Raw genomic sequence first — 10443 nt, forward strand, 5'->3', positions numbered from 1 at the left:
CTTGTAATGGTTTCCGCCGTTCGTTGATATGTTGGCCGCTACCCGTCGACTGGGAGACATAGTTCACGCAGAACGAGCGGCCAGCCACCGCGCTCGTTGAGAGGGTCACCGCGACGGTCCCAGAAATCTGAACTGATAATAACCGGTCCCCGGCGAGCGCAGCGATCGGCAAACCCACGCTGACTGGGGTGGGTTTAGTTCACACGCCGGTAGTCCGTGGGTTCACTCACCGGCGAGGTCGAAGCCCTGCGTCTTCACGTCCTCGATGACCTCTCGGGCGGCGTCCTGAACGTCTTCGGTGGGATCGGCGGGGTCGTATCCGTCGAAGACGTCGTGGACGTTCCGGATGCTCTCTGTCAGCGTGTCGAGGCCGTAGCCGCCTTCGAGGACGAACCCGAGGCCGGCGTCGATCCGGTCGGCGAACGTCGACAGACGGCGGGCCATGCAGCCGTAGCCCTCGGTCGAGACGCGCATCCGCGAGATGGGGTCGTGCTCGTGGGCGTCGAAGCCCGCCGAGACGAGGAGGAGGTCGGGATCGAACGCCTCGAACGCGGGGACGATCAGGTCGTCCACCGCGGCGAGATAACCGGCGGTCCGCGTGCCGGGCGGGAACGGGACGTTCATCGTCGTTCCCTCGCCGGGGCCCGTCCCGATCTCGGTCACGTCGCCGGTGCCGGGGTAGATGCCGTCCTCGTGGATGGAGACGAAGAACACGTCCTCGCGGTCGTCGAAGATGTCCTGCGTGCCGTTGCCGTGGTGGACGTCCCAGTCGACGATGGCGACGCGGTCGACGTCGCGGTCGTCGAGGGCGTGCTGGGCCGCGACGGCGACGTTGTTGAAGAAGCAAAACCCCATAGCGTCGTCGTAGACGGCGTGGTGGCCCGGCGGGCGGCCGAGCGCGAATGGGGTGTTCCGGCCGTCTGCGCCGTCAAGGGCCTCGTCAGCGACCCAGTTGGCCATGCCGGCGGCCGCGAGCGCGGCGTCCCAGGTGGCCTCGACGGCGACGGTGTCGGCGTCCCAGTCGCCGCCGCCGTCCGCGCAGAAGTCCTTGACGTCCTGGACGTAGTCGGCGTCGTGGACGGCGGCGATCTGTGCCTCGGTCGCGTCGTCGGGGGAGACGTACCTGACGCCGTGGGACTCCGAGAGGCCCTGGCGGATGGCGCGCAGGCGGTCGGGGCTCTCGGGGTGGCGCTTGCCGGTATCGTGGTCGAGACAGGCCTCCCGGTAACCGAAGTTCATGACGGGCTTACTCGTAGTACTGTGCTAATCGAAAGTAGGCCTCGACGTCCTCCGCTTTGACCGTCCGCCGGTCGGCGTGGCGGGCCAGGTCGGCCGCTGCCGCCGCCACGCGGTCGGCGAAGACCTCCAGTTCGGACGCCAGCGCGACGCGGGCGTCCATGGAGACGCGGTAGTCGTCGATGTCGAGGCGGGCGATGCGGTCGACGGGCGCGATCGGCAGTTCGAGGTCGTCCTTGTCCTGCGAGACCTCGACGCCGAAGTCCGACGCCATCAGCGTCTTCCGCCCGTCCGCGGTCGCCACCTCGGCGGCCTGGGTCGCCAGCCCGGCCCCTCGCTGCTGGATGCGACGGGCGAGTTCCTCGGCGGCCTCGGCGCTGACCCGCAAACTCCCGGCGTTCCGCCGGATGATCGTATCCACCGGCGCGAACGGTAGCTCGACGCTCATACACCACAAGCGGTCTGTTCCGGCCTTAAGCGTTTCCGAAACCCGCTGTGTCGAACCGTCGGGCAAACACCGCCGGCGTGCCACCCCGCCACCGCGCTGGTCGATACTTCGAAAGGTCCGAATTCGGGGTCTAGCGCCGTCAGAACGCGCCCTCCCCGCCGGATCAGAACACGTCGTCCGCGTCCAGGCGGTCGTCGCGCACCGACCCGCGCGCGGTCACTTCCTGTCCGAGGGTGAGCGCCGCGTCCGTCTCGACCTGCATCGTCTCCTGGCCGTCGTCCAAGATTACGGGGTCGCCCGTCTGGACGACTGTCCCCGTGAACTCGACCTCTTCAGCCGCTGTGGCCGCGGCCCCGCCGTCCGCGCTGGCGCCGCTTGAACCGGATTCGGACGAACCGCCATCGGAGTCGCTCGCAGCGCCCGCACCGTCGCCATCACCGGTGAACGCGCCGAGGCCGGCCGACTCCGACCCGCTCGATCCCCCGGAACCGCCGTCGCCGCCGCCGGGCGAGGGCGCGGCCGCGCCGGCACCGGTGTTCTCGTCGAGGACGACCACCGTCGACTGCCAGCCCGCCGACGCTTCCAGGTCGTCCTGCCAGCCGTCCTGTATCTCGGCGTCGGCGACGAAGACCTCGTCGCCGGGCGCGATCTCCTTGTCGGCCTTCTCGCCCCACAGCGCGACGCGGATGTCGCCCGTGTCGTCCTGGACGCGGATGTTCCGAACCTGTCCCTCCGAGCCGTCGTCGCGGTCGAACGTGCGCTTGGGATCCGCCGAGCGCACGACGCCCGCCAGGTCGACCATCTGGTCCATCTCGACGGCGTCGATCGCGTCGGCCTCGGGCACGAACTCGACGGTCTCCTCGATCTCGTCGACCGCGCCGTGGTCGCCGACGTGGAGTTCGAGGTCGCCCTCGCGCTCGCGGACGTACCCGTCGACGATCTCGACGGCGGTCCCCGGCTGTATCTCCTCGACGCGGTCAGCGCGGTCGTCCCATAGCGTCACGCGCACGCGCCCCGTCTCGTCGCCGAGCAGGAAGTTCGCGACCTTCCCCTCCGAGCCGTCGTCGCGGTCGAACGTCCGGATCGACTCGGTCTCCAGCACGATGCCCGTGACGTTCACGTCGGACTGGCCCATCGTCAGCCCGTCGACGGACGACCCCGCGCCGAGTTGCACGTCGATCTCGGCGTCGTCGTCCGGTTCGGCCTTGTCGACGGAGACTTCGAGGCCGTTGTACCCGTCTTTCGGTCGGCCGGCGATGCGGAGGACCTGTCCTTCCTCCAGCATGCCGTCGGTGATGGCCTCGGCCTGCTGGTCCCAGAACGCGAGGCGGACGCTGGCGGTCTCGTCGGCCGCTTCGACGTTGACGACGCGGCCGTCCTCGTCTTCGCCGTCGCGCTCGAAGGTCCGCAGATCGCCGATAGAGACGACTTTGGCGAGGAACTTCACCTCCTCCATGCCGGGTTCGATGTCCGCGACGGTGTCGACTTCCCCTTCGTTGAGCTCGTGGGCGAGGAGCATCGCCGCCGTCTCCTCGTCGGCGAGTCCGCCCATCTGCTCGACCTTCTCCTCGACGGCCTCGCGGAACTCCTCCTCGGAGACGTCGGTCTCCAGATCCGCGTAGATCTCCTCGATCTCTCCCATTAGTCTAGCCGTTGGCACGGTATGTCGCCGCTTAAGCGTTGTCGTTGGCCCGGTACCCCGCCCGCGTACGGCGATTTCGCCGCCGTTGCGGCCGCGCCCTCGGCCGATCGGATCGCCCGCGCGCTCGCCGCGTTCGCTCCGTGCATGGGTCGGTGTGGTCGCCCCTTCGGGTATAAAATCACGGGTCAGACGCGGGGTCGTGTTCAGAACAGGTGATCCAGTGACCAACTGCAGTGGCGCGCGCTGACGAGCGTGCCGAGCGATAGCGAGGCCGCGAGCCATAGCCGTGCGAGGCGCGACCGCAGGGAGCGCCTCGACATGCGAACGGCGAACGAAGTGAGCCGTGAGCGAGCCCGCCGAGGGCTTTCACCGCTTGTGTCGCCCGCGGTCGCTCCCGATTCATTTCCATCCATCACTCAGCCACCAGAACCAACCACTCAGTTCGCACGCGAACCGAACACCGTCGCTACCGAATCCGGTTACCGGTCGGTCGACGTAACCCGCGTGTCCTCGCCGCCGTGTTCGTGGACGACCGTCACCGTCTCGGGGAGCGCGGCGTCGAGCGCGACCGTCGCCTCGTAGTCGATCTCGGTGATGCACTCTGCGCACGCGGTGTCGGTACCTGCATCGGACTCGGCGCCGACGACGACGGTGAGCGTCCCGCCGTCGAGGCGGGCGTCCGACAGGACCGCCGTGTAGCAGGCGTCGTTGCCCCAGATGGTCCCGGTGACCGTGACGGTCCCGCCGCTCTCGTCGAACGAGACGGACGCCTCGTCGGTCTCCGTGCCGCAGCCGCTGTCGGTCACCGAGAACGACTCGTCGGCGACGCCGCTGGGCGTCGCGGACGGTTCGCTGTCGGGCGTACCGCTCACCGTATCTGTCGGCGCGTCGCTCGGCGTGTCGCTGCCGTCGGGGTCGGGCTCGGTGACCGTGTCTCCGGGGCCGTCGCTCTGGGTGTCCACGGGGGAGTCCGTGTCGGTGTTCTCGCCCGAATCGTCGGTGGGTGTGGGAGCGTCAGTGTCCGTGGGCTCGTCGGTCGCCGTCGGCTGGCCGCCCGATCCGTCGGACAGACAGCCCGTCGCTGCCAGTGCGCCCGCGGCGGAGAGGCCGCGGAGGAGGGTGCGTCGCTTCACGGTTGGACGATAGGGGTGTCGGATAAAGGGTCTTCTCGACTATCAAGCGACCCTTTGACACTCGCCGGACGGATCGTAACCCCTTTACAATCAACCGCGGTACGTAGAAGTGAGTCCGGATAGGGTAGTGGACTATCCTCTTGGCTTGCGGAGCCAGGGACCGGAGTTCGAATCTCCGTCCGGACGTTTCTCTCCCGAAGCAAACCAGTGAGCACCGCGTAGCGTGTGCTCGCCATCGCTGAGGGAGATCACGGTCGCGGAGATTCGGGCACGATAGACGCAGCGCGACCAACGGGAGCGACCGTCTATCGGCAGTTCGAATCTCCGTCCGGACGTTCACTTCGTTCACGTCCGACGTGCCCAGCACTCGCTTCGCTCGTGCTGGACTCCGTCCGGACGTTTCTGTCGACGCAACTCGCCGAGCGACAGCGAGGCGACTGCGTCGACGTAACTCCGCGAGGAGATTCGAGCAGGGAAGTCGCAGCCCGGGAAGCGAACGGAGTGAGCGACCCGGAACGTCTTCGCGAGTTCGAATCTCCGGCAGACGCTCACTACGTTCGCGCCTGCCGAGCCCAGCGCTCGTTTCACTCGCGCTGGACTCCGTCCGGACGTTCCTTCCGACGGTTTCCCGCGAGCACTGCATAGGTTTGCTCGCCGTGTAGAGGTGATCAGCGTCGCTTCTCCGAATCGACCGAGAACCGCGCGCCGTCAGGCGATCTTGGTGACCAGGAAGCCGCCCAGGGCGCCGAGCGCGGCGTTGACCGCCAGACCGAGGAGTTCGCCGGCGACGACGATAGCGGCGAGGACGGCCCCACCCGCGGTCTCACCGATCGCCCCGGCGCCGGCGACGAGTCCGACGGCGAGGAAGACCAGTAGCGGGAGCGTCAGCGCCCACCCGACCAGTCCCGCCGCGGCGCCGACGCGCGTCTCGGAGTCACCGTGGAGGTACGCCGCTGCGCCGCCGCCGACGACGGCCGACCCGGGGACGAACGAGACGAGGGCCGTTATCGCCGCGCCGTAGACGCCGCAGGCCCAGAACGTGGCGGTCGTCCCGCCCGCACGGGCGACGCAGTCCCGCGTGCGCCGGCGCGCGACGACGAACGCCGCCGCACCGACGACGAATACGAGGCCGGTCAGGGCGATGCCGACGGCGAACCAGTCGACGAACGGCACCCCAGCGGTGATGGCTTCCGCGCGCGTAAGCCCGTTCACCTCCACCCCCTCGGCGGTAACGAATTCGGTGATCAGCGCCCGATCGACGCGTGTGTACAGCCCGATCCCGACGGCCGTCAGGACGAGGCCGACCGCCCCGGCGACAAGAGCGAGCAACCAGTCGACGACCGCCGGCACGGGGTCGCGTCCCGCTGTCGATCCGTCGGTCGAGACCCGTTCGGCGTCGTGGGCGGTATCTACGTCTGTCATATCTACCGATACGAAGACGAGCAGAGTATAGCCCGCGGCTCCGCTTCACGGTCGGTAAGGCGGCGAATCGTTTAAGTAGTTCGAGCCAGCTACGTCCGCCGAGTCACCTGATTCGGGTGGGCAAACCTGTTTCGGGCGGGCGACGTCGTCGCCGTCCACAGAGATTTGTATCGCGGCCCGGATCGGTCGGTATGGAACAAGTCAGCTTCGACGACGCCGAGACGTACGAACCCGACGAGGGGTGGCGCCGCGTCGCGCTCGCGGGCGACGACGACGTGAGCCTGGAGTGGTTCGAGAAACCGCCCGACCACAGCTCGCCGATGCACGACCACGAGAACGGGCAAGTGTGTCTCGTCCTCGACGGCGAGCTTACTATCCACACAGAGAGCGATATGGAGCGGTTGACGCGCTATGACTCGGTGTGGCTCGACCCCTGGGAGTCCCACCGCGTCGAGAACGAGGGCGACGAGACGGCGGTGGGTCTCGACATCTTCGTCCCCGGCCGCTCGTTCGACTTCTGGACGGACCGCGAGGAGTAACGGGCTGAGACACCACGGTCGCTGTATAGAGTACCGCACAGAACAGCGTGAAAGCCCCCGCTGGCTCGGCTCCCGCGGGTCGCTGCCATCGAACGCGTCGGGGCTTTCACACTGTTCGCCGCGGTGGATCGATCGGCTATCGCGCCATTCACGCAGCCAATAGCAGTAACGGAGCGAGTCGCAACGAGTTTCACCGGACAATCACAGTACGTTTAAGCCGGAACTCTCCGACCGAGTACCCGATGACACTCCGACACACGGCGATCCGGGTCGAGGACGTCGAAGCGAGCGTCGAGTTCTACGAGGACCTGTTCGGCTACGAGGTGCTCCGGGAGTTCGAGACCGACGACGGCACCCGCAACGTCTTCGTCGGCGACCCCGCCGACGAGGACACCGACGACCCCGCCGCGCTCCAGTTCGTCGAGGCAGACGGGCCGGTCGAGACGGGCGACTTCGAGCACGTCGCGCTCACCGTCGAAGACGTGGACGCGACACTCGATCAACTGGACGACGACCGGATCGAGGACGGTCCGATCACGATGGAAGAGTACGACTCGCGCGTGGCGTTCGTCACGGGTCCCGAAGGCTGGGGCATCGAACTGGTCGAAGACCTGTAGAGGACCCCACCCCACCGACTTTTCACGCCGACCGTCGAAGTCACGGTATGGACGACTCCACGCGAGCGCGGGCCTGGCGTGCGTTCTGGGAGCGCCATGCCAACCCCTGGAGCGGGTGGTCACGGACGGTGACGCTCCCGGCGCTGCTGTACGCCGTATACCACCGCCGGTGGCGATTGCTCGCCGCGACGGTGGCGTTCGCAGTGTTCAACCCGATCTTGTTCCCGAAGCCGGACGACGCCGACGCCTGGATGACGAAGGTCGTCCTCGCCGAGCGGTACTGGCGCGAGAGCGGCGACCGACTCGGCGTGCTCCAGTTGCTCAACGTCGGGAACGGCTTGACGACGCTCTACGCCTTTCACGCCGCGTATCGCCGCGACGTCGGGGGCGCGACGGTTGCGGGCGCGCTGGCGATGACGCTGAAGTTCGCGTTCGTCGCCGCCCTGGTCAGGCGCTACGAGGGGGAGATCGAGTGGCCGACGGATCCCCCGGGTTCATCCGACCCAGTCGAGGTGTGACCGCGACGCGGTCGCCATCTGCCGGGTCGTACCCCACGCTTATTGGGACAAACTACCAAGGTACGGACGTGTCGACCACAGTGCCATCGGAACGGCTCGCAGAGTTCCTCTGGGAACGGCACGCCAACCCCTGGAGCGGGTGGACGCGCGTGTTCGCGTTCCCGGTGCTGGTGTACGCCATCCTGACGCGGCGCAAGCGACTGCTCGTCGCGGCGGTGGCGGCCATCGCGATCAATCCGGTCGTCCTCCCGCAGCCCGACGACGCGCGGGCGTGGACGAGCGACGTGGTCCAGGCCGAGCGTTACTGGGTCGACCACGGGAAACACGGGGCGCTCCTCCGGTCGCTCGACGTCGCGACGCTGCCGGTCACCGTGGGCGCGCTCTACGCCGCCTACCGCCGCAAACCGAGAGCGACCGCCGTCCTGACCGCGCTCTCGATGGCGCTGAAGTTCGCGTTCGTCAACGCGCTCGTCCGTCACTACGAGGCCGAAACCGCGACCGAGGCCGGAGCCGAGAGCCCTTCCGCCGAGGGGCCACCTTCGTCGGCGGAGACGGACGACGGGACCGCTCCATAGGTGTTTTCGGCCCGGCGAGCGAACGCCCGGGCATGGACGCACAGCTCCGGGCGGGGGTCGCCGTCTACAACGCCGGCCGCTACCACGCCGCCCACGACGCGTGGGAGGGTCGCTGGCTCGACCTGCCCGAGGGCGACGACGAACGACTCCTCCACGGGCTCATCCAGTTCACCGCCGCCGTCTACCACGCCCGCGAGCGCAACTGGTCCGGCGCGACCGGCCTCGCCGACAGCGCCGCCGACTACCTCGCCGACCTCCCGCCCGACTACCACGACGTGAACGTCGCGACGGTGCGCGAGTACCTCGCCGCTCTCGAACGAGACCCTGAACGCATCGAGCGAGGGCCCGCGCCCGCGCTCACCTACGAGGGCGCCGCGCTCGGGCTGACCGATCTCGACGTCGACGGCGCCTTCGTCGCCGCGGGCGTCCTCGCCGAGGACCTGGGGTACGACGAGGAGGTGATCGAGCGAGCGACGCGCTACGCCCGCGCGGACCTAGAGGCGGGCGACGAGGGGAGCGAGTTCGTCACCTTCCTGCTCGATTTCGTCCGCGATGCCGACCACCGCGGCATCGTCTTCCAGCGACTCTCCGAACACGCCGACCGCCGCGAACACCGCGAGTCGGACGTCGACGGGCTGTTCGAGGAGCGCTGAGTCCGGAGAGTCCCCCGCGAGCGCGCTGGATTACGGTCAAGTGTTTTCCGCCGCCGCGCCCAACGTATCGACATGAGCGACAACGGCGACGAGACGCGTGACGCGGACGAGGCGTCGACGGACGACGACTCGAGACAGCGAGAATCGGCCAGCGGCGAAGCGTCGGCGGGCGGCGAATCGGCGGGGGACGCCTTCGAGTCGGAGCGCACGGCGACGCGGGCCGAGGCCGCCGCGGCCCTCCGCGGCCTCGCCGACGGCGTCGACGCGGGCGCGGTCAGCATCGGCGCCGGCGAGGACGCCGTCACGGCGGCGGTCCCCGACGAGTTCGACTTCGAGGTCGAATACGAGCGGGGCGACGACGAGGTGGAGATCGAGGTCGAACTGGAGTGGGCGTCCGAGGACGAACCGCCGATGAGCGACGCCCTTCCGGCCGACGAATCCGAAGACGCAGTCGAACCGGAGGGCGACGAGCCGGCAGGCGACGACGACGGGCCGGCCGTCGAGACGGCGACGGTCGAAGCGGCGAGCGAGGCCGTTCCCGCTGACGAGTCCGAGGGCGAAGGCGGTGCAGCAGCCGGCGGATCGGAAGACGAGGCAGCCGCGGCAGCGAGCGCGTCGGCGCCCGACGTCGTCGCGGAGCCTCCTATCGAGGCCGTCGCGCCGCTCGTGAGCCAGGCGCGGTTCGAACTCTTCCGGGACCGCGCGAACGAGTGGCGCTGGCGACTCGTCCATCGGAACGGGAACGTCATCGCCTCCAGCGGGGAGGGCTACACGCGGAAACACAACGCGGAGAAGGGACTGCGAAGCGTGATGCGAAACGCGCCCGACGCGGCGGTCACCGAAGACGAGTAGCCGGTCGGCGGGCCGAGTGTGGGAGAATTGGGCAGAACCGGATCGGCGCCTGAGGTAGCCGGGAACAGCTGCCTGACGCGGGTAAGCCGACGCTACACCGGGCGAGCGGCTTACGCACCGGCCAGCAGGTCGCCGACCGGCGAGACGGCGGTTTCCCCGGAGGCGACGGTCTCCGCGTCGAGATCGTAGTCGACCAGGCCCGCCTCGTCGAGTTTCGGGAGGTGGGCGTGGTGGAGCTGCACTTCGACGTCGCTGACGGCGCTCTCCGAGGGCGACCCGGACACCTCGCGAGCGGCCAGTTCGCGCGCGAGAGCGCGACGCGCCACGGGGCCCGGACGAGAAGCGAGGACGTCGAGGACCGCCAGACGGGTCTCGTCTCCCACGCAGGCGCGCACGTCGTCCCACTCGTCGCCGTCGGTGCGGAGGAGTTTCTCGAAGCGCCCGTCGTCGAGAAGCGGGTGGTCGACCGGTGCGACCGTCTCTCGGGACCGGTTCCAGGAGACGAGCCCCGCTTCCGCGAGCGCCGGCAGGTGCGCGTGGTAGAGCTCCGTGTGGACGGACCGGAGTGTCTCGCCGTCGACCGAGTCGGCGTCTTCGTCCCGCTCGTCCGCGACGAACGTCGCGGCGAGTTCTCGTTCGCTCACCGGCCCCGAGGCGTCGGCCAGCGCGACCAGCACCCGCCGTTGGGTGTCGTTCGCGATGGCGTCCAGCGACTCGGTACCGAGGCGTCGTGTGCGAGTATTCTCCAGGGTGCTCATCGTAAGTCTCCCTTATCCTGCGCGGGGCAAGTACGGTCCGCCTAAGTGTT

Annotated in this window: 12 protein-coding genes and 1 tRNA gene; 7 read left to right on the forward strand and 6 right to left on the reverse strand. The window is 68.7% G+C overall.

Features of this window, described 5'->3' with window-relative positions; genetic code table 11:
* Positions 1 to 222: 222 nt before the first annotated feature.
* The 4 genes from ACMGFH_RS11740 to ACMGFH_RS11755 all read right to left on the reverse strand — a co-directional run bounded on the left by ACMGFH_RS11740 (position 223) and on the right by ACMGFH_RS11755 (position 4459).
* Positions 223 to 1239 carry a histone deacetylase family protein gene (locus tag ACMGFH_RS11740; RefSeq protein WP_415378631.1) on the reverse strand — a complete coding sequence of 339 codons (1017 nt, stop codon included), beginning with the start codon at positions 1237 to 1239 and terminating at the stop codon, positions 223 to 225.
* A 7-nt stretch (positions 1240 to 1246) separates the two neighbouring features.
* The gene (locus tag ACMGFH_RS11745) at positions 1247 to 1684 is read right to left on the reverse strand and encodes a histone family protein (protein WP_415378632.1); all 438 of its coding nucleotides are present in this window, start codon (positions 1682 to 1684) and stop codon (positions 1247 to 1249) included.
* 163 nt (positions 1685 to 1847) lie between these two features.
* Positions 1848 to 3326, reverse strand: coding sequence for a single-stranded DNA binding protein (locus tag ACMGFH_RS11750; protein WP_415378633.1), 1479 nt, complete (start codon positions 3324 to 3326; stop codon positions 1848 to 1850).
* A 479-nt stretch (positions 3327 to 3805) separates the two neighbouring features.
* Entirely contained in the window at positions 3806 to 4459 is a 654-nt protein-coding gene (locus ACMGFH_RS11755; RefSeq protein ID WP_415378634.1) for a hypothetical protein, read from the reverse strand.
* A gap of 113 nt (positions 4460 to 4572) precedes the next feature.
* Here ACMGFH_RS11755 and ACMGFH_RS11760 point away from each other — a divergent pair.
* Positions 4573 to 4645, forward strand: a tRNA-Arg gene (locus tag ACMGFH_RS11760).
* Between the two features lie 522 nt (positions 4646 to 5167).
* Here ACMGFH_RS11760 and ACMGFH_RS11765 read toward each other — a convergent pair.
* A complete protein-coding gene (locus tag ACMGFH_RS11765) occupies positions 5168 to 5881 on the reverse strand; it encodes a hypothetical protein (RefSeq protein ID WP_415378635.1) in 714 nt (237 codons plus the stop codon).
* Positions 5882 to 6072: 191 nt separating this feature from the next.
* On the opposite strand from ACMGFH_RS11765, the gene ACMGFH_RS11770 reads away from it, so the two are divergent.
* From ACMGFH_RS11770 to ACMGFH_RS11795, 6 genes are all read left to right on the forward strand, one after another.
* Positions 6073 to 6420, forward strand: coding sequence for a cupin domain-containing protein (locus ACMGFH_RS11770; RefSeq protein WP_415378636.1), 348 nt, complete (start codon positions 6073 to 6075; stop codon positions 6418 to 6420).
* A 242-nt stretch (positions 6421 to 6662) separates the two neighbouring features.
* A complete protein-coding gene (locus ACMGFH_RS11775) occupies positions 6663 to 7037 on the forward strand; it encodes a VOC family protein (RefSeq protein WP_415378637.1) in 375 nt (124 codons plus the stop codon).
* Between the two features lie 47 nt (positions 7038 to 7084).
* Positions 7085 to 7555: a DUF6653 family protein gene (locus ACMGFH_RS11780; protein ID WP_415378638.1), complete on the forward strand. Its 471-nt coding sequence runs from the start codon at positions 7085 to 7087 to the stop codon at positions 7553 to 7555.
* Between the two features lie 68 nt (positions 7556 to 7623).
* Complete coding sequence (locus tag ACMGFH_RS11785) at positions 7624 to 8130, forward strand: DUF6653 family protein (RefSeq protein WP_415378639.1); 507 nt, start codon at positions 7624 to 7626, stop codon at positions 8128 to 8130.
* A gap of 32 nt (positions 8131 to 8162) precedes the next feature.
* The gene (locus tag ACMGFH_RS11790) at positions 8163 to 8783 is read left to right on the forward strand and encodes a DUF309 domain-containing protein (RefSeq protein WP_415378640.1); all 621 of its coding nucleotides are present in this window, start codon (positions 8163 to 8165) and stop codon (positions 8781 to 8783) included.
* Positions 8784 to 8855: 72 nt separating this feature from the next.
* The gene (locus ACMGFH_RS11795) at positions 8856 to 9635 is read left to right on the forward strand and encodes an HVO_2922 family protein (protein ID WP_415378641.1); all 780 of its coding nucleotides are present in this window, start codon (positions 8856 to 8858) and stop codon (positions 9633 to 9635) included.
* Between the two features lie 110 nt (positions 9636 to 9745).
* On the opposite strand, the gene ACMGFH_RS11800 is transcribed toward ACMGFH_RS11795, so the two are convergent.
* Positions 9746 to 10393, reverse strand: coding sequence for a hypothetical protein (locus ACMGFH_RS11800; protein WP_415378642.1), 648 nt, complete (start codon positions 10391 to 10393; stop codon positions 9746 to 9748).
* Positions 10394 to 10443 lie beyond the last annotated feature (50 nt).

Origin of the sequence: Halosimplex rarum, from assembly GCF_047715405.1 — an archaeon.
Classification (GTDB): Archaea; Halobacteriota; Halobacteria; order Halobacteriales; family Haloarculaceae; genus Halosimplex; species Halosimplex rarum.